Here is a 17642-nt window from a genome sequence, read left to right as displayed (position 1 = left end):
ACAGTCAAGTCCCGGGCATGGGCCTGGGCATGATGGACAGGTGGCGTGGAGTACTCGGGAGATCGCCGAACTGGCCGGCACCAGCTTGCGCGCCGTCCGCCATTACCACCAGGTCGGTCTGCTCCCGGAGCCCGAACGCCGGTCAAACGGGTACAAGCGGTACGGCGTGGCGCACCTGGTCCGGTTGGTCCGCATCAAACGGCTCGTCGACTTGGGGTTCTCGCTCCCGCAGATAGGGGCGATGGGTGACACCGACGAGCATCCCGAACAGGCGTTGCGGGAACTGGACGCCGAGCTGGCGGCGACCATCGACCGGTTGCAGCGGGCCCGTGAGGAGCTCGGCGAGCTGCTGGAGACTTCCGCGCCTACGGATCTGCCGCCCGAGTTCGCGCCCGTGGGCGCCGTCGCCAAGATGACCGACGCGGATCGCAAACTGGTGGTGGTCCTGAGCCGGGTGCTGGGCCCGCGCGGCCGACAGGTCTATGCCGACCTGATCAGGGACACCCGCGAGGATCCGGCCGCATCGGAGCTGGACACGCTGTCCGCCGACGCCGACGAGGCGACCCGCCAGGATCTCGCCGAGCGGCTGGCGCCCTACATCTGGTCGGTCCGGCAGGGTCATCCCGGACTTGCCGAGGCCCGCGCCGACGCGCCGCGCGGTGCGAACTTCGCCGAGAAGACCATCGATGACGCGATGGCCGATCTCTACAATCCGGCGCAGATGGACGTGTTGCGCCGGGCCGGTCAGATCGTGCGGCGGCTGGCTACCTAGGTTTTGGGAAGGAAATAGGCAACCTACCGCCGGCGGGGGTGGCCCGCTTCTCGCCGCTCTGGGCTCGCAGAACCGACTGACATCGCCATGCTTCACTGGGGCGATGGATGCAGAGCGCTCTGAGACGGCCAGCGGGCGAACGCGCGGCCGGCGTGCTCGGCAGGGGCCGACCCAGCGGACGGTGAAGCGGGCAGAACGGCACGACCGGGTCTACGAAGCCGCCATCGCGCTGTTCGTCGAACGCGGATTCGAGGCGTCCTCGATGGACGAGATCGCCGATCGGTCGGGACTGTCGCGGAGCACAGTCTTCACGCATTTTCCCCGCAAGACGCTCTTCCTTGAGGAATGGATGCGGCGACGACGGAACGAGGCCTGGCAGTCCGCGCGAACTGACGGGATGGCGGGTCGGCCGCTTCGTGAAGTGCTCGGCGTCTACCTGGACGCCCTGGCCACCTCGAATTCCATTGCCCGTGCGGAGATGTGCGCGCTGGTCCCGCCCACCCTCCTGCACACGACGATGCTGGTCGACCATCCGGTCGGGGTGGACCTCGCCGCCCTGATCGTGGAGACCGAGGCGGTCCTTCGACCGTCGGTGCGACCGGAACGGGTCGGACAGCTGCTCGCGTCGGGCTACGTTTCTGCGATGTCGCAGTGGGTCCAGGAGGAGCCTCCGGTGTCCGATCTCGGCGCCGAACTGAGCGCGTTGCTGGACCTCGTGCTGTCGGGCGCTCAGTCGGACGAAGCCGAGTAGCCGCTCTACCTGGTGCTATGCCGGGAAGCCGGACTCAAGTCTTGTTTCGTTGTCGATTCGCTCGTAGGGTTTCAGCGATGACCACACTCATCACCGGCGCGACGGGTGGAATCGGAGCGAGCCTCGTTGGACGATTGGCATCGGCCGACCGGGCCGTGAGGGCAGGCAGTCGCGATCCCCGCAGAGCGGCGGGACTGGGCGTCGACATCGTCGAACTGGATCTCACCGCGCCGGAAACCTTCGACGAGGCATTGGTGGAAGTCGACCGCATTTTCCTCTACGCGGAACCCGCCGCCATCGAGGACTTCGTCGACTGTGCAGAGCGCGCAGGTGTCCGGCGGGTCGTCCTGCTCTCCTCGGACTCGGCTGAGATGGGCAACGCGGAACACAACTCGCTGGCGCGACATCACACTGACGTTGAAACCGCCCTTGCTGCAGCGCCGTTCAGCACTACGGTGCTGCGACCGGGGACATTCGCCACCATGACGCTCGACTGGGCATCGTTCATCCGCGCCGGAGTCCCGGTCGAGCAGCCCTTCTGGGAGGCCTGTCTCGACGTTATCCATCCCGAGGACATTGCCGACGTGGCCGAGTGCGCGCTCATCGACGACGATCTGGATGGGCTCGCCCTGCCTCTTGGCGGCCCCGAGGTGCTCAGCTTCCATCAGCAACGCGACATTCTGGCAAGCCTGCTCGCGCGAGAGCTGGAGTGGCGCGAACCCAGCAGAGAACAAGCTGTGCAACATCTTTCGAGGCACGCTCCGCTACCTCTGGTCGACGCCATTCTCGACTACTGGTCGCAGCTGCCGCGACACCAGGACGAGGCGCGCCGATCTGTCGAGCGCATCACCGGACGGCCCGGACGCACCTTCCGCCAGTGGGCCGGCGAGCGGCTCGATTCGTTCCGCTGATCGCCGGGGCCGGCGAACTGTGGGATCAGATGAGGCCGAGTGGTCCGGCGAGTTCGGTAAGTGAGGGAATCAGTTTGTCGGGTCCGGTCAGGACTTGCACGGGCACGTGGGTCGCGCCGGCAACGAGATGCTCTTTCAGTCTGGTTGCGACGGCGTCAGTGCTGCCATGCGCGACGAGGGCGTCGACCAGGGCGTCGCTGCCGGGGGCGGTGACGTCGGAGTCGTTGAACCCCAGCCGCTTCCAGTTGTTCACATAGTTGGTCCCGTTGAGATAGGTGGCGAGAGCTTCGCGTCCGATGGCCCGTGCCTGGGCCGCGTCCGTGTTCAGCACCACCTTGTGGGCCGGGGCGATGAAAGCATCCGGCCCGACCAAGGCGCGCGCCTGAGCGGTGTGTTGCGGGGTGGTCAGGTAGGGATGGGCTCCCGCGCTGCGGCGCGCGGCCAGTGTCAGGACCTGGGGGCCGAGCGCAGCGACGACGCGCTGGTCCTTTGGCACGCCGTATTCATCGAGTTTGGTGAGGTACTCGGTGAGCGCGTCGTAGGGTTTCTTGTACTCGGCGATCAGCTCGGGATGTCCCGCCCCGATCCCGAGCAGGAATCGTCCTGGGTGGGCTGTCTCGATGCGGTGAAACGACTCGGCGACCCGACCGGCGGCCGCCGACCAGATGTTGACGATGCCCGTTGCCACCTTCAGCGACTTGGTCGGCTCAAGGATTGACTCGACCCAGTCGAGTTCGGCTGGCGGCGAGCCGCCTGCCCAGATCGCGCCGTAGCCGAGCGCCTCGATATCCCTCAGCTGTGCGGCGGCCATTTGTTCCCACTGCTGGAAAAGACCGAACACACCGAAGGTGCCCAGATTTAAACTAGTCATCAGTCAATCAACCAGTCGTCAACCCACGAATATTCCGATATGTACTGCAGGACTTCAACTTTGATTACGACTGGCATCGTGTTCACTCCAACAGCTGACTGCAAGTGGGTGTGGTGGGTACGCCGTTGAAGCGGTCGGCGATCCAGGCCATGCTCCGCTCGCCGTCGACGAAGGCGGTCAGGAGTGAGTTGGTATCCGTCTTGTTGAGGAAAGGTGGTTGCTCGTTGGTCCACAACGTGACGTCGGCGCCCAGCGCACACCAATCTTTCGCGGTTGCCACCACCGATTCATATGGCGCGAAAGAATCCCATCGGTTATGCGAAAGGTACACCGGACCAGCGGGTTTCACGTTGCCGATTCGCTGCATGGCCAGGATGGAGCTCAGTGGCTCCTCGCGCACCGATTGATAGAGGTCCTTTTTGAACCATGGCTGCAGATGGCGGAACGCGTAGTTGATGCCGGTTTGGATCATGCACTGTCGGCTGGTGTTGGCCAACATCTCCACACCGCGCGGGGTGAGGGAATCCGCGATCGGTTGGGTCATGTCGGGATACGCTTCTTGAATCCCCCGTAGTACCCAGCCAAGGGATCCGGCGAGCTGGTTCCCGTCGAGAGGCGGCAACATGCTGGGCAGATCGGTCGTGGCGCCGTTGGCATAGGTTCCAACAACGTTGAGCTCGGGTGCGTACGCGCCGGCCAGCTCGGCCGCCGCCAATGCGGCATGTCCGCCGCCTGCCAGCCAGCCCCAGAAAGCAACGGGTCCATGCGGATCCAACGTGGTATCAGGCAGTTTCATCGCTGCCCGCGCCGCATCGTTCAGTGCTGTCCCGCCCGCGACCCGGTTCAGGAACTGCGGCGCCATCTGACTGTGCACTCCCAATCCGACACCATCGGTGACCGCTATCGCGAAGCCGCGCGCCAGCAGAGTCGCGATGAACCCTTCCTCGAGGTTGAACATCAGGTCGAATCCCGTATCCAACGAGGCATGGATGCCTTGGTTGAATAGGCGGGACGGAGCACACTGCTCTCCCATTCCGTAAGGGGCTGTGGCGTAGGCAAGCAACGGGCGGGGACCGCTGCCGGTCCAGGCGACATCAGGCTCGATATAGGTACCCGTGACCGCCACGGGATGTCCCTGAGCATCGGTGCTGCGATACATGATTCGCGTTCCGGTCCCCACGAAGGAGCCCAGTTGTCCGGAAGGTTCCAGAACCAGCCTGGACGGCTCCGTTCGGATGAGATCACCCGGTGCGCCCGCGGGCAGGGGATCCGGCGGCGTGTAGAACGCCCAGTACTGTGATTCGTCAGCCCGGGCAACCGGGGCACTCACCGAAAACAACGCTGATACAACGGCATACAGGATGATGATCACCGACCTGATCCAGCTTCTCGCGTGACATTTCGGGACGTGGGCAGATTCGTCACCCGAAAAGGGAATCATCGTTGGTTTCCTTTGGTTGGACTGTTGGACGGCGGATGTGTCGCCGCCCGGAGATGGCGCAAAGCAGCCCAGCCCAACGCCGTAATGGCATGTGCTGGTGCTTGTTTGGATCAGAGGTTGTCAACGCCCGATGGGTGGGGTGGCGAGCTAGCTGAGCAAGGCCGCGAGCGCCCTCGCGAACACGGTGATGGCGTGATCGCCGTCGTCGAGTACGCCTGCCAATAAGGGGAAGCTGTGCGGCATGCCCTTGTACTCATGGGTTTGCACTTTGACTCCCGCCGCGGCGAGCCTGGCACCGTAGCGGTGTGCGTCGTCGGCAACGGGATCGATCTGAGCACTGACGATCACTGCAGGTGGGGCGTCCACGAGGTGCTGCGTCAGCAACGGCGAGGCGAGGCTCGAACGACGGTCGTCCAGTTCCGGTACGTACATGTCGTATGCCCATTCAAGCGCGGCCCGGGTGAGGAAGGGGCCGTCTTTGTACCGTTCGACCGAGTCACCACTCATGGTGGCATCGAGTGCAGGGCACAGCAGACCTTGGGCCTTGACCGGAGGACCTTGTTCTCGCGAGGCAAGTGCAATGCTGGCCGCCAGTGCACCCCCGGAGGAATCGCCGGCGACCGCGAGAGCTTCGGGGTCGATGCCTAGTTCTTCGGCATGCTCACTCACCCAGGCATAGGCATCGGCGGCGTCATCATGAGCACGGGGAAACTGGTCTTCAGGTGCCAGGCGGTAGGCCACGGATATCACGGTGAGTTCGCCCCGCACGCAGAGTTTCCGGCATAGCCGATCGTGGGTGTCGAGGCTTCCGCGTACGAATGCACCGCCATGAAGATAGACAACAGCCGGCAGTGCCGGTGCGGCTACGGGCGGGCGGTAACACCGCGCCGTGACCACACCCTCGCGAACCGGAACCGTGAAATCATCGACTGTGCAACGATTGTCAACGTCACCGGCCAACGTGACCAACTTCTCTCCGGCCTGCCGGTAGGCCGCGATCGGCATCTCCCACGGCTGCGGGGCGGGACGTCCGGACAGGGACTGCAACAGCTGCTGGACCTGCGCGTGCAGTGCACTCATGCCACGACTCGGAAGACTTGGAATTCGACGATTGGTCCGGGTTGGATGCGTCCTTGTCCGACGAAGATGCTTTGGTTGACCCAGGCGTATTTGGGGTCGCCGGATTCCAGGCGTGGGGTGGTGACGAAGTAGTGGTCGCCGAAGTCGGTGCCGCTGCTGCCGCCGCCGAGGGCGCCTGCGGCGGCTTCGTTGACCTCGACCAGGCCTTGGTAGCTCATGTAGATGACCGCACCGTCGTCGGTGTAGAACTGGGCACGCACATCGAGTCGGCCGTAGCCGTCTTCGCCGGCTAGTAGCCAGTCTCCGCCGCCGGGGGCGGCGGTGCCGTTGAATCGGTTTCCGGTGACTTTGCCTCCGGTGACGGCGAGGACTTGGCGCAGCCCGTACGGGCCCGGGCCGACGATCTGGGGTTCGGCGAGCTCTGCGGTGTAGCTGAACTCCGGCTCCAATTTCACTGTTAGACCTCCATTTTCGAGCGGGCTGACTTCAGCGCCGCGGTGGATCCGAGAGTGCACCATATGTGGGTGATAGTCAACACATTGTCGAGTTTTACTTGACTTCGCCGACTGGAGCTCATTTTTAGAAGTAGACACTGTGTTGACTGTTATCGACTGTGAGTCTACTCTCAAATTCGCCAAGGCCGTGACACCGCACACCGGCGTACGGCGCTACAACGACACAAGAGGATTGACATGGCCACGAGATCGGACGTCGACCAGATCCAACCGTCAACTTCACGCGACGGCGAGAGCTACGTCTCCCACCGTGAAGACATCCACTTCAACATGACCGGTGACTTCATGACCGGGGTGGATTTCTGGATTCACGCGACTGGTGAGACCACCAACGGTCAGCTGATCGTCATCGAGACCAACTGGGTGCGTGGTACCGAACCGGTCTGGCACATCCACCACCGCGAAGAAGAAGGCTTCTTCGTGATGGACGGTGAAATCAAGATCCACACCGAGGCCGGTTCCTACAACGCCAAGAAAGGCCAGTTCGTCTGGGGGCGCAAGGATCAGCGGCACACCTACGAGGTGGTCGGTGACGAAGCCCGGATCCTCGTGGTGTTCGTGCCCGGCCCCGACAGCGAGGGTTTCGAGCCCAACGGCGGTATCGACAAGTACTTCTACGAAGCGCGCGATCGCGAGCTCCGCACACCCGAGCAGCTGCAGGCCGAGGTCGAGAACCTGAAGGTCAACTACGGCCTGGAGATGTTCCCCGAAATTCCGCATCCCCGCCAGAACGCGTGAGCGTGGTTGTCGGTTCGGATATTTGGCATTACTGACCCATTGGAGTTGCTGTGACCATCGATGTATCTCTTGACACCGTGCCGCATTGGATCGGCGGCGCGGCAGTCTCCTCGACCGAGGGGCCGCGAGCCGAGATCCATGATCCCGCTACAGGGAGCGTGATCGGGACCGTCGTACTGGGCGGCGCCGATGCCGTCGACGAAGCTGTCGCCAATGCCCGCACTGCGGCGGTCGCCTGGGCCGACACCCCCGGCCCAGCCCGGGCGGCGATACTGCATCGTTTCCGGGCTTTGCTGCACGAGCAGGTGGACGACCTGGCGTCGATCATCACGGCCGAACAGGGCAAGACGCTCGCAGACGCCCGGGGAGAACTGGCGCGCTCGATCGAAGCCGTCGACGTGTCGCTTTCGGTGGTGCAGCAACTCAAGGGGGAGTACGCCGAGCAGGTTGCCAATGGGGTCGACACGTACTCCTTCCGGCAACCGCTCGGTGTATGCGCCGGCATCACACCGTTCAACTTTCCGGTCATGGTGCCGGTATCGATGTTCGCAGCCGCGATTGCGTGCGGGAACGCGTTCGTGCTCAAGCCAAGTGAACAGGTGCCGTCGGCATCGGTGCGGTTGGCGCAGATCGCGAGCGAAGCAGGATTGCCCGACGGCGTGCTGAACGTTGTGCACGGCGGTGTGGAGGCAGCCGAGGCACTCATCGACCACCCCGATGTCGCGGCGGTCTCGTTCGTCGGGTCCACTCCTGTCGCACGTGCGATCTACCGGCGCTCGGCAGAAGCAGGCAAGAAAGTGCAGGCACTTGGGGGCGCCAAGAACCACCTGGTGGTGATGCCCGACGCCGATCTCGATGCCGCGGCCGATGCGCTGGTTTCGGCGGCCTACGGCGCTGCGGGTCAGCGATGCATGGCAGTGACGGTCGCGGTAGCGGTCGGCTCGGCGGCAGATGCACTGGTGGGCAAGATTGCCGAGCGCGCCATCGCGTTCAAGGTGGGCCCGGGCGAGGTGCCGGGTTCTGACATGGGGCCGTTGATCTCGGAGCGGGCACTCGATCGGGTCCGAGGGGCGCTGGAACGCTCCGTCAAGCAGGGTGGCCGACTGGTCGTCGATGGCCGTGAGCGGGAAGCCCCCGGAGCCGGTTACTTCATCGGTCCCAGTCTCGTCGACCACGTCGGCGTCGAGAGCGACCTCTACCGCGACGAAGTGTTCGGACCGGTCCTGAGCGTGCTGCGCGTCGAAGATCTCGAGCAGGCCCTGCAGATCGTCAACGACAATCCCTACGGGAACGGCGCCATCATCTTCACCGGCAGCGGCACCGCTGCGCGCCGGTTCAGCCGCGGCGTATCGGCGGGCAGCGTTGGGATCAACGTGCCTATCCCCGTGCCGATCTCCTGGTTCGGCTTCGGCGGATGGGGGGACTCACGCTTCGGAGACGACGGGCTCAACTACGACGGCTATCGCTTCTACACGAGGTCCAAGGTCGTCACGCAGCGTTGGACCGAGCCTAGGCCCGGTCTTGCTCCGCACTTCGTCGCGGCGGGTAGTCAATGACCTCGCCAGCCGCTGCCGGCCTCCCTCGGCTCGACCACGTCGGCATCCTGGTACGCGACCTCGACTCGGCACTCGCGCACTGGTCCAACCGGTTTGGGGTGGAGGTTGCTCGTTCGGTCGAGGTTCCGGCCATGAGCCTCCGCGCGGCGTTCCTCAACGTTTCCGGCGCCGAGGTCGAGCTGTACACCCTGCACGACCTGGACGCGCTCGAGACAGCCCTCGACGGAGCACCGGCAAAACTCGACCACCTGGCACTACGGCTGCACCACGCCGACGGCCCTGAACTCGTGGGCTGCGCTATCCGAGGGCCTGGCCGCCCGGAGCCGATCGAGGCACCGATTCTGATGGGGGAGGCCACACATGTCTGGACCGAACCTCCCGGAATCGATGTTCTTCTCCAACTGATCAGACCGAGCGAGTGATGTCTCGGCTTATATCCGTTGCACCACAGGCGGTCTCGCCGATCGGCCGACCGCAAACCAATCACCACGAGGAGTAAACATGGGACGCATGGAAGGAAAGGTCGCCCTGGTCACCGGAGCGGCCCGAGGCCAGGGGCGAGCACACGCCATCCGCCTCGCACAGGAAGGCGCGGACATCCTCGCCTTCGACTGCCCGGCTAATGGAGGGGTTCCCTATCCCGTCGGCACGGCAGCGGACCTCGAGATCACGGTCAAGGAAGTCGAGGCGCTGGGCCGGCGAATCATCGCGCACCAAGGCGACGTTCGCGAGCAGGCCCCGCTGGACACGTTGGTCGCCGAAGGCGTACAGGCCTTCGGCGGACTCGATGTCGCAGTGGCCAACGCCGGCATCTGGACTGTGCACCCGTTCGCAGACATTCCCGAGGACGAGTTCCTGGATGTGCTCAACGTCAACATCATGGGGCCCTGGCGCACGCTGAAGGCCGTAACCCCCGCCATGAAGACGCGCGGAGGGGGGTCGGTGATCATCACCTCGTCCGGCAACGGCGTCGAGGGATCTCCCCACTACGTCCACTACGTGGCTTCGAAGCATGGCGTACTCGGCCTGGCGAAGAGTGCAGCACTCGAGTTCGGTCAGTACGGCATCCGAGTCAACTCACTTCTTCCCGGGCCTACCGATACGCCCGCCCTGGACTGGCAAGGGGGCTACGACCTCTGCGCAGGCAAGGGGCCTGGCCAGGGGGTCAAAGAGGACCTGCAGGGCGCGAGGTACTGGGCAGTTCTGCGGGATGTAGGCCTGCTGCCGCCGCAGGCCATGAGCGAGGCCGTGCTGTGGCTGGCCTCCGACGAATCACGATGGACGACCGGTCTCGAGATGTTGGTCGAGGGTGGTCACATGCTGATGCCGGGGCTGAATATGACGAAAATGGCCTTGGACAACCAGTAACGTCCGGCAACCCCAAAGGTCAAGCAGGGCCCTCCCGGAAGACGTCGATCACGTCTTCGGGGAGGACTTGCGGCGTCTACTGGGCTTCTCGCGCGGCTTCCACTCAAGGCCGTAGACCGTTCGCAGCCATATGGTGGTCACCGTTTCGGCCATGTCCTTCAACGGGATTGCGTTGTCGCTGCGCAGACTCATCAACGAGAGGTTGCGTTCACCCATCCACATCAACGCGGCAGCCAATGACCTGGCAGGTGGCCCGTCGATGGCCACGCCGGCAGCCCTGTCTCGCTCGATGCTGGCCGCCGAAGCGTCGATGAACCGACCGAGGATCGTGTCCCACTGCTTCTGCAGGTCCGGCTCGGCCGCAGCGGCGTCGCCGACTTCACGCAGAACGTGACCGTGCTGTTCCCATACCTGGATAACCTCGTTGACCGCGTGCTCGATGGCCGCTTCCGGCGGCATACCGGCCGGACGCTCAAAAATCAGTTGCGATGCTTGGAACACGTCGGCGGTGACCCGCGAGAGCAGGGCCGACAACAGCTGCCACTTGGATTCGAAGTAGAAGTAGAACGATGACCGCGACAGCCCCGCGCGCTTGGTGAGATCGTCGATGGAAATGTTGCGCAGCGGCACTGTGCGCAACATGTCGTAAGCACCTTCGAGGATGGCTTGTTCGCGTCTGTCACCTTTGATGTTTCGTCGGCCCACCCGTGTTTCTGTGGTGCTCAGGTTGAAAGATGAAGTGGACGCCATACGGAAGATGATAGGTCAGGCCAACCGCGAAACACGTGTTCCAGAGGCGGAAGTACCGGTTGTTTTCGACATTGTGTTGATTATCACCCACATGTAGTGCATACTATGAGCGTTGCATCGGCCTCGCCTTTAACGTTCGTGCCGGCGCCGGCCGTCGCCGCGGATTCGGCCGCTGCTCTCCCCGCACTCAAATGCGATTCGCACGCCTGGCCGCGGAATGAAAATGCGAACTCTCTTTCGAAGTAGGAGTCAACCGTGTCCAACCTCGCCGGCAATCTGGTCGCGACTGCGCACGAATACGGAGCCCGGCCGGCCGTGAAGCTCGACGAATACGTGCTGTCCTACCGGCAGCTCTACGACCACGCTTCGGCTGTGGCCGGCGATCTGCGAGCCCAAGGTGTGCTTCCCGGCGACCGGGTGGGTCTGGTGCTTCCCAACGTGCCGGCATACCCAGTGCTGTTTTACGGCGTACTCCTGGCGGGCGCGGTCGCAGTTCCCATGAATCCGCTGCTCAGTGCACGTGAGGTCGAGTACTACCTCACCGACTCGGGTATGACGGTCGTGTACGGGTTGGAAGGCAGCGATTCCGTCGTGCCGGCCGCAGCGGAGAAAGTCGGAATTCGCTCGGTATTGGTGCCCCCTACGGGTCCAATCAGCCTGTCCGGCACCCCAATCCATCAAGCGGTCGAGCGAACCGACAACGATACTGCGGTGATCCTTTACACCTCGGGGACCACCGGGAAACCCAAGGGGGCAGAACTCACCCACCGGAACATGTCCTCCAACGCCGCGACGACAGTGGACACATTGATCAACGTGGGCCCCGAAGACGTGATCCTCGGTTGCTTGCCACTGTTCCATGTCTTCGGCCTCACCTGCGGACTCAATGCCGCGGTCAAAGCCGGTGCTCTCCTCACGCTCGTTCCCCGCTTCGAGGCCGCTAAGGCATTGGAGGTCCTGGCCCGCGATCGAGTGACGGTTCTCGAAGGCGTGCCCACCATGTACGCCGCGATGCTGCACTCTCCCGACGCGGATAGCACTGTCATGTCCTCGCTCCGCACATGCATTACCGGCGGTGCACCGATGCCCGTCGAGATTCTCAAAGCGTTTGAGCGCAAGTTCGACTGCGAGGTCTACGAAGGGTATGGGCTCTCGGAGACGGCGCCCATTGCCTGCTTCAACCAGCCGGGGCACCAGCGCAGACCGGGCACCATCGGGATACCTGTACGGGGCTGCGCGCTGCGCATCGTCGACAACGGCGGCGAGGACGTTCCCGACGGCACACCTGGCGAGATCGCCATCCAGGGCGAGAATTTGATGAAGGGATACTGGAACCGACCTGACGCAACGGCCGAAGCCATCCCCGATGGCTGGTTTCGTACCGGGGACATCGCCGTTCGCGATAGCCACGGGTACTACACCATCGTCGACCGGAAGAAAGATCTGATCATCCGGGGTGGGTACAACGTGTATCCCCGCGAAGTTGAGGAAGTGCTCTACGAACATCCTGCTGTCGCTGAAGCTGCGGTGATCGGCATCAAACACGCAGACCTCGGTGAGGAGATCGGCGCGGCCGTTGCCCTCAAGCGTGGGGCGCACGCAGAAGTTGGCGAATTGAAGGCGTTCGTACGAGATCGCCTCGCGGCGTACAAATACCCCCGCGAAATCTGGTTCGTCGACTCGGTGCCCAAGGGCCCGACCGGCAAGATCCTCCGACGCGAAGTGCAACCGCCCAACCTCACCGGGATCAGGTGAGCACTACGCCATTGCGAGTTCATCCGATACTGCGGCGGTTGGGCGGCCGGATCAGCGCGTGCTAGCGGTCGTCGTCGTCGCGCCGCCCAACCGGCGTCTTACCACTGGTTGGGCGGCGCACTGTTCTGTTCCCTGATGGGCTAGGGGAGCGGTGCGACCTGGACGATCGTCTTGCCGCGCGCGCCGCCGGAAAGTGCCTGATTGAGGGTTTCCCGAGCACTTTCCAGACCTTCGACGACGGTTTCGTCGTACATGACCGCACCCTCGCCCAGCGCCGCGGCGAGTTTGCCGATGATCTCGCCGTACCGCTCGATGTGATCGGTGACGATGAACCCCCGCAGGGTGGCTCGCTGCATGAGCAACTGATTTGCGTTGCGCAGGCCCGGTTGGCCTCCGTCGTCGTTGTAGGTGTCGTACTCCGAGATCAGTCCACACAGCGCTACTCGTGCACCGACGTTCAACCGGCCCAGGACGTAATCCATGATCGGGCCGCCCACGTTCTCGAAGTCGACGTCAATGCCGTCGGGGGTCGCCTCGTCGAGTTGCTCGCGCCAGTCGTCCGAGCGCCGGTCTACGCATGCGTCGAAGCCCAGTTCCTCCACCAGGTGCCGGCACTTCTCGGCGCCGCCGGCGATGCCGACCACGCGGGCGCCTCGCTGCTTGGCCAGCTGTCCAGCGATCGAACCGACGGCACCGGCCGCGGCGGAAACGACAACCGTCTCGCCCGGCTGCGGATCGCCCAGCTCGATACCGATGAACGCTGAAATGCCGGTGTGGCCAAGTACTCCCAGGAACGCCGAAAGCGGCGCCGGCAGTGGGTCGGGCAGCACTGTGAACGGAAACTCCAGAACGGAATCGTCAGCGACACAGTATTCTTGCCAGCCGGTGAAGCCGAGGACGAATGCGCCTACTGGCAGATCGTCTCGCCGGCTTTCGATCACCTGTCCCACTCCGAGACCTCGCATCACGGCGCCCAACTCGACCGGCGGGATGTAGGAACGCAACTGGCTCATCCAGACACGGTTCGTGGGGTCGAGCGACAGGTACAGCGTGCGGATCAACGCCTGCCCCTCTGCTATATCGGGGATGGTCTCCTCGACCCACTTGAGATCTTGTTCGGTGACCTGGCCTTGCGGCCGCTTCTGCAGGCGAAACAGCCGGTTGGTGGGTGTTTTCATGGTGAATCCTCGTTGTCGGCGGTGGCGGGAATCGTGGTCATCGGGGCGCGTAAACACCTCATCCGCTGAGTTCGCGGCGAGACCCACAGTGATTTTAAACTTGACGTCGTCGGTAATCAACGCTCTGTCGACTTTATGGCAGATTTTCCGGTTGACGGCCACGAGTCATGTTCCGCAACAACGAAACGATAATATCGACAGAATGTTGACTATTAACGACGTATGGTGCACTCTCGGTTTTGGCATCCGACTGTGACGGCAGTCGACCGAGAGATGGAGGCGGGCGCATGAGCGTACAAACGGACAACCGCGCGACGGTTGAGCGATTCTGGGGGGCCCTCGATGACGGTCCTCCTCGTGGCGAGGCCCTGGAGACGTGGAAGGACAACTTTGCCCAGGACGCCGTCTGGGAGATGCCCTTCGCTCCTGAGCCGCTCGCCGATACCGTGCCCGGCCGGCACCTGATCGGTCATTTCATCGACTGGTTCTTCGCCTCGGTGCCCGACCTTCGGATCGATTCGCTGACCGTGCACGACACGACCGACCCGGAGCTCTTCATCCTGGAGCTGCACGGAAAGGCGACGGTCACGCAGACCGGCAAGATCTACGCCAATACCTATTGCACCCATATGCGGATCCGGGACAGCAAGGTTGTGCTGATCCGCGAGTACTTCAATCCCAATGTTGTGCTCGAGGCCTTTGGCCGCGACGTGATCGCCCAGGGCATGTCAGCTGTGATGGCAGCCGCCGGAGTGGGGGCTGCCCAGTGAAGTTGGAGCCGGAGTTCAGCTACACCGCAGAGCTCGCCGAACCTCAGATCGTCGGCCCGGGCCCTTACGGGCTGCGCCAAGTCCTCGCCGTCACGGGAGGCAAAGTCACCGGAAACCGATTCAACGGCACCGCCGCCCCCGGCGGCGGAGACTGGCTACTGGCCGGCGAAGACGGCTACGGCCGACTCGATGTGCGTGCCCAGTTCTACACCGACGACGGCGCCGTCATCTACATGAGCTACCAAGGCCTGGTCGAGGTCAACGAAGCCGCCGCAGGCGCCCTCGGCGGCGCCGGCACCGGCACCGACTTCGGCGACCACTACTTCGTCACCACCCCACGCCTGGAATCCGGCGACCCCAAATACGCCTGGGTCAACCAAAGCATCTTCGTCGGACAAGGACGCATCCAACCCGGACCAATCGTCGAATTCCAAGTCTTCCGAGTCGTTATCTGACCGGCAGACTGGCGGCCAATAGATAAGGTCAACGCCGACATCGGGCGGGGCGTTCCATTCGATCCTGGCCGCGATTGTCGGCGTTGAGCCGGCGCCCTGTGGTGTGGGTGTCGCGGCGCCGTTCCTCGGCGGTTGGCTCAGCACATGAGCGTTCTGAAACTGCGGGAGAGCGATGCCTAGGCCCTCGGGAACATCGGCCGCGATTCGTCGCGGGAAGTGCACCGGAGTGGCCAGCATTCAGTGCGCCACAATGATCGCGTTACCCCGCTTCGGTAGTTGCTCAGTTGCGTTCCGTGGCAGCGGTTTTGTGTCCGGAGAAGCGAGGGGGTGCTTCGCGCTTACCGGGCACGGCAGGCCCTGAGGTAACTGAGGAACGATGCCTGCAGGCCGGTCACGTGCGTTTCGTGCAGGATCTCGCTGGTGACCGCTTCGTTGCGTGACCTGAGGCGGTGAAGGACAGTGGCCGTGTTCTTCGCGAGGCTCTGGTACACGGCCAGGTCTCCGAGAAGCTCGCGGTCGTTGAAGGTTACGTGGAGCTTGGCAGCACGCCGGCTGTCGCCCAACTCGTCGAGCTGGGCGAAGATCCGACTGTCTTCATCGATGACGCCGGGACTGCCCGCTCCGATGCTCTCGAAGAGGGTGCTGCCGGTGAGCCAGGTATACAGGCTGAAAAGTCCGCCGTAGGAGTAGCCGAAAAGTCCGTGACCGCTTGCGGCAGTGCCATAGTCGTGTTCGATCCGCGGATGTAGTTCCGCGGTGAGGAAGCTCAGGAAAACATCGGCGTGGGTGTCGCGCAATTCGGTGAGGTAGGCGTCAGCTTCTTCGCGTGTCCTCGCGGCCATTTCCACCCCCAGCTCCAGGGCGTCGATGAGTTCCTTGGCGATGGGCTCGCCGGGCGGCACAAAGTCTCTGTTGCGCAGCCGGTCCCAGTCCTGAGCTTCCTCACCCGCGTACCCGACGCTGACTTGGATGTAGGGCTGGATCCGTTGCATGGGGTCCATCTGGGTGACGATGAGCGGAGCCGTCAGGCCCACGGCAAAGTTGCCGTCGAGCACGTACACGATGGGCGCTTGTGTTGCGGCGCGGTCGTAGTCGGGTGGCGTGGTAACCCAGACTCCGTAGTCATGCCCACCGCTGGAACGCATCTCGAAGTAGTCGGTGCCCGCGAGACAGCCTTGCCACATGGCGCTCATCAAAGTCCTTCACAACTTGGCCGGCGGTGCAGCACGGCGCGCTCAGCGGTTTTTATCCATTGGAAAAGTCTTATCCAATGGATAAAGTGTGGAAGTGATCTTGTCAAGCGCGGCAGGCAAAGGCGACGCACGCGACCGTCTCCTGGCTCGGCTTCTCGATGCCTTCGGGGAATCCCTTCCCTCGCCGGAGATGTCGCTGCGGGAGGTCGCCGCCCGGGCCGAGACCAGTCACGCCCTGCTGCGGTACCACTTCGGGTCACTCTCGGGCGTCTTGGCAGCGATGCTCAAGGTGCAGCGATCTCGTGACAACGAGGTGTTCTTCGAGACCGCCCAGCACGGCACCTTCGGCGATCTCGTCGCGGCGATCTGGCGGGCCTATACCCACCCGGAGCGGCTGTCCCGTATCCGCGGGTTCTTTCACGTCGTAGGACTTGCCGCTTACAGTCCGGGGGACTTTCGTGAGTTCATCGACTCGCTCGACGACCTAACCATGATGCTGGCATCGCTCGCGGAACGCGAAGGCCGCGACGCCGAGGAGGCGCTGAACATGGCCACCGTGGCCGTCGCTGCGCTGCGTGGGCTGCTCTTGCGGGAAGTCCTGACTCCAGCCGGCCAGGCGGAGGACGCGGTTGCCCTGATCCTGCGCTTGACCGAGGTCCGTTGAGTAGCTTTCCGTGGGAGTTCCTGTCCGACAACCCGGCGTCAGAGTGTCAATGATCTCGGCGAGTTCGTTACATAACGTAGCCCTGGCCCCGCCGGCGCGCGGCCTAAAGTCTGCGTTGTGCGCGACGAGAGCGCACCGCAAGAGCGTCAGTTCGTCCGTAAAGGTTGCTTCATGAGTGGTGTTCTAGAGCGGCTGCAAACTGCCATGTATATAACGCTCACGGCAGCGTTCTTGGGGTTGACACTCTCGGCTCTCGTCGCGGTCCTCGTCGCTGCCGCGCCTCTCAAGCTCTTGGCATTGGTCAACAGACAAGCTTGATCGGCAACTCGTCAAGCTCTGGGCGAGAGATAGCCCAACCCGCAGGGGGCTGGGCTATCTCTTCGAACACCCGAATTACGGTCGCTGGTAAGCCTCTTGCCGCTTCTCGGCCGCCTTGGCTCCGGCCCGTGCCGACTCCGCCTCGGCCTCCTTCTTCGCGACGTCCTTTTGAGCGTCGGCCTTGTCTTGCTGAGCTTTACCCTCGCGAACCAGATCGTCGCGACCGGTCACGGTGCCTACAGCTTCCTTGGCCTTGCCCTTGACATCCTCGACGACGGCCTTGATGCCTTCTTCAGGACCTGAGTTCTTCTCGGTCATGTTTGCCTTCCGTTCCTGGTGTTTGGCGGGTTCCACGAGGCCTCGGCCTCTCCAAGCGGCAGCAGGATTGCCCAAATGGGGCCGTGGTAAACGGCGTCCCATTCCGCTGCGACGGGGTTCACACTGCTGTCGGCGATTTCCTCGATGTTCCGCCGACTGCCGGGCAACCTGGCATGTTCCCCGTGATTGAGACCAGCCTGTTTTAGAGTCCTGTGGCCCGAGGTCGGGCCGAGAAGGG

20 protein-coding genes are annotated in these 17642 nt (G+C 63.5%); 11 read left to right on the top strand and 9 right to left on the bottom strand.

What is annotated here, in order from left to right; all coding sequences use genetic code 11:
• Positions 1-40: 40 nt before the first annotated feature.
• The 3 genes from AC4LGL_RS00140 (at position 41) to AC4LGL_RS00130 (ending at position 2434) form a co-directional block, all read left to right on the top strand.
• Positions 41-772, top strand: a complete 732-nt coding sequence (locus tag AC4LGL_RS00140) for a helix-turn-helix domain-containing protein (protein WP_491837064.1) — start codon at positions 41-43, stop codon at positions 770-772.
• 181 nt (positions 773-953) lie between these two features.
• Complete coding sequence (locus AC4LGL_RS00135; RefSeq protein ID WP_491837063.1) at positions 954-1523, top strand: TetR/AcrR family transcriptional regulator; 570 nt, start codon at positions 954-956, stop codon at positions 1521-1523.
• Positions 1524-1600: 77 nt separating this feature from the next.
• Positions 1601-2434: an NAD(P)H-binding protein gene (locus AC4LGL_RS00130; RefSeq protein ID WP_491837062.1), complete on the top strand. Its 834-nt coding sequence runs from the start codon at positions 1601-1603 to the stop codon at positions 2432-2434.
• Positions 2435-2459: 25 nt separating this feature from the next.
• On the opposite strand, the gene AC4LGL_RS00125 is transcribed toward AC4LGL_RS00130, so the two are convergent.
• From AC4LGL_RS00125 to AC4LGL_RS00110, 4 genes are all read right to left on the bottom strand, one after another.
• On the bottom strand, positions 2460-3305 hold the full coding sequence (locus AC4LGL_RS00125; protein WP_491837061.1) for an LLM class F420-dependent oxidoreductase: 846 nt from the start codon (positions 3303-3305) through the stop codon (positions 2460-2462).
• Positions 3306-3387: 82 nt separating this feature from the next.
• Entirely contained in the window at positions 3388-4746 is a 1359-nt protein-coding gene (locus tag AC4LGL_RS00120; RefSeq protein WP_491837060.1) for a lipase family protein, read from the bottom strand.
• Between the two features lie 147 nt (positions 4747-4893).
• Positions 4894-5826, bottom strand: coding sequence for an alpha/beta hydrolase (locus AC4LGL_RS00115; RefSeq protein WP_491837059.1), 933 nt, complete (start codon positions 5824-5826; stop codon positions 4894-4896).
• The gene (locus tag AC4LGL_RS00110) at positions 5823-6281 is read right to left on the bottom strand and encodes a DUF3237 domain-containing protein (RefSeq protein ID WP_491837058.1); all 459 of its coding nucleotides are present in this window, start codon (positions 6279-6281) and stop codon (positions 5823-5825) included. Before AC4LGL_RS00110 ends, AC4LGL_RS00115 begins: the two co-directional genes overlap by 4 nt.
• A 237-nt stretch (positions 6282-6518) precedes the next feature.
• Between AC4LGL_RS00110 and AC4LGL_RS00105 the strand changes: the two genes are divergently transcribed.
• The 4 genes from AC4LGL_RS00105 (at position 6519) to AC4LGL_RS00090 (ending at position 10003) form a co-directional block, all read left to right on the top strand.
• A complete protein-coding gene (locus AC4LGL_RS00105; RefSeq protein WP_055110977.1) occupies positions 6519-7079 on the top strand; it encodes a cupin domain-containing protein in 561 nt (186 codons plus the stop codon).
• A gap of 50 nt (positions 7080-7129) precedes the next feature.
• Positions 7130-8635: a CoA-acylating methylmalonate-semialdehyde dehydrogenase gene (locus tag AC4LGL_RS00100; RefSeq protein ID WP_491837057.1), complete on the top strand. Its 1506-nt coding sequence runs from the start codon at positions 7130-7132 to the stop codon at positions 8633-8635.
• Complete coding sequence (locus AC4LGL_RS00095; RefSeq protein WP_491837056.1) at positions 8632-9057, top strand: VOC family protein; 426 nt, start codon at positions 8632-8634, stop codon at positions 9055-9057. The genes AC4LGL_RS00100 and AC4LGL_RS00095 overlap by 4 nt, the downstream gene beginning before the upstream one ends.
• A 79-nt stretch (positions 9058-9136) precedes the next feature.
• Positions 9137-10003 (top strand): mycofactocin-coupled SDR family oxidoreductase, encoded by an 867-nt coding sequence (locus tag AC4LGL_RS00090; protein ID WP_491837055.1) that lies wholly within the window; start codon positions 9137-9139, stop codon positions 10001-10003.
• A gap of 48 nt (positions 10004-10051) precedes the next feature.
• On the opposite strand, the gene AC4LGL_RS00085 is transcribed toward AC4LGL_RS00090, so the two are convergent.
• The gene (locus tag AC4LGL_RS00085) at positions 10052-10708 is read right to left on the bottom strand and encodes a TetR/AcrR family transcriptional regulator (protein WP_491837142.1); all 657 of its coding nucleotides are present in this window, start codon (positions 10706-10708) and stop codon (positions 10052-10054) included.
• Positions 10709-11008: 300 nt separating this feature from the next.
• On the opposite strand from AC4LGL_RS00085, the gene AC4LGL_RS00080 reads away from it, so the two are divergent.
• Positions 11009-12508, top strand: a complete 1500-nt coding sequence (locus AC4LGL_RS00080; protein ID WP_491837054.1) for a long-chain-fatty-acid--CoA ligase — start codon at positions 11009-11011, stop codon at positions 12506-12508.
• A 140-nt stretch (positions 12509-12648) separates the two neighbouring features.
• Here the strand turns inward: AC4LGL_RS00080 and AC4LGL_RS00075 are convergent, their stop codons facing one another.
• Complete coding sequence (locus tag AC4LGL_RS00075; protein ID WP_491837141.1) at positions 12649-13686, bottom strand: NADP-dependent oxidoreductase; 1038 nt, start codon at positions 13684-13686, stop codon at positions 12649-12651.
• Between the two features lie 287 nt (positions 13687-13973).
• Here AC4LGL_RS00075 and AC4LGL_RS00070 point away from each other — a divergent pair, with 287 nt between their 5' ends.
• Entirely contained in the window at positions 13974-14456 is a 483-nt protein-coding gene (locus tag AC4LGL_RS00070) for a nuclear transport factor 2 family protein (protein ID WP_491837053.1), read from the top strand.
• Positions 14453-14911 carry a DUF3237 domain-containing protein gene (locus AC4LGL_RS00065; protein ID WP_491837052.1) on the top strand — a complete coding sequence of 153 codons (459 nt, stop codon included), beginning with the start codon at positions 14453-14455 and terminating at the stop codon, positions 14909-14911. Before AC4LGL_RS00070 ends, AC4LGL_RS00065 begins: the two co-directional genes overlap by 4 nt.
• A gap of 338 nt (positions 14912-15249) precedes the next feature.
• Here AC4LGL_RS00065 and AC4LGL_RS00060 read toward each other — a convergent pair whose 3' ends face one another.
• A complete protein-coding gene (locus AC4LGL_RS00060; RefSeq protein ID WP_491837051.1) occupies positions 15250-16104 on the bottom strand; it encodes an alpha/beta hydrolase in 855 nt (284 codons plus the stop codon).
• A 94-nt stretch (positions 16105-16198) separates the two neighbouring features.
• Between AC4LGL_RS00060 and AC4LGL_RS00055 the strand changes: the two genes are divergently transcribed.
• The gene (locus AC4LGL_RS00055) at positions 16199-16768 is read left to right on the top strand and encodes a TetR/AcrR family transcriptional regulator (protein ID WP_491837050.1); all 570 of its coding nucleotides are present in this window, start codon (positions 16199-16201) and stop codon (positions 16766-16768) included.
• A 393-nt stretch (positions 16769-17161) separates the two neighbouring features.
• Here AC4LGL_RS00055 and mbp1 read toward each other — a convergent pair whose 3' ends face one another.
• Both mbp1 and AC4LGL_RS00045 read right to left on the bottom strand, forming a co-directional pair.
• On the bottom strand, positions 17162-17404 hold the full coding sequence (gene mbp1, locus AC4LGL_RS00050) for a microaggregate-binding protein 1 (RefSeq protein ID WP_064937164.1): 243 nt from the start codon (positions 17402-17404) through the stop codon (positions 17162-17164).
• A partial coding sequence (locus tag AC4LGL_RS00045) for a hypothetical protein (RefSeq protein ID WP_491837049.1) occupies positions 17401-17642 on the bottom strand: 242 nt, incomplete at its 5' end. The genes AC4LGL_RS00045 and mbp1, both read right to left, overlap by 4 nt.

The organism is Mycolicibacterium arcueilense (assembly GCF_058536225.1).
This window is presented reverse-complemented; position numbering and strand designations above follow the sequence as displayed.

Excerpts from the sequence above, each read along its gene's own strand:
- AC4LGL_RS00130 (WP_491837062.1), top strand. The coding sequence starts at position 1,601 with ATGACCACACTCATCACCGGCGCGACGGGTGGAATCGGAGCGAGCCTC.
- AC4LGL_RS00125 (WP_491837061.1), bottom strand. The coding sequence starts at position 3,305 with ATGACTAGTTTAAATCTGGGCACCTTCGGTGTGTTCGGTCTTTTCCAG.
- AC4LGL_RS00120 (WP_491837060.1), bottom strand. The coding sequence starts at position 4,746 with ATGATTCCCTTTTCGGGTGACGAATCTGCCCACGTCCCGAAATGTCAC.
- AC4LGL_RS00115 (WP_491837059.1), bottom strand. The coding sequence starts at position 5,826 with ATGAGTGCACTGCACGCGCAGGTCCAGCAGCTGTTGCAGTCCCTGTCC.
- AC4LGL_RS00105 (WP_055110977.1), top strand. The coding sequence starts at position 6,519 with ATGGCCACGAGATCGGACGTCGACCAGATCCAACCGTCAACTTCACGC.
- AC4LGL_RS00095 (WP_491837056.1), top strand. The coding sequence starts at position 8,632 with ATGACCTCGCCAGCCGCTGCCGGCCTCCCTCGGCTCGACCACGTCGGC.
- AC4LGL_RS00090 (WP_491837055.1), top strand. The coding sequence starts at position 9,137 with ATGGGACGCATGGAAGGAAAGGTCGCCCTGGTCACCGGAGCGGCCCGA.
- AC4LGL_RS00075 (WP_491837141.1), bottom strand. The coding sequence starts at position 13,686 with ATGAAAACACCCACCAACCGGCTGTTTCGCCTGCAGAAGCGGCCGCAA.
- AC4LGL_RS00070 (WP_491837053.1), top strand. The coding sequence starts at position 13,974 with ATGAGCGTACAAACGGACAACCGCGCGACGGTTGAGCGATTCTGGGGG.
- AC4LGL_RS00060 (WP_491837051.1), bottom strand. The coding sequence starts at position 16,104 with ATGAGCGCCATGTGGCAAGGCTGTCTCGCGGGCACCGACTACTTCGAG.
- mbp1 (WP_064937164.1), bottom strand. The coding sequence starts at position 17,404 with ATGACCGAGAAGAACTCAGGTCCTGAAGAAGGCATCAAGGCCGTCGTC.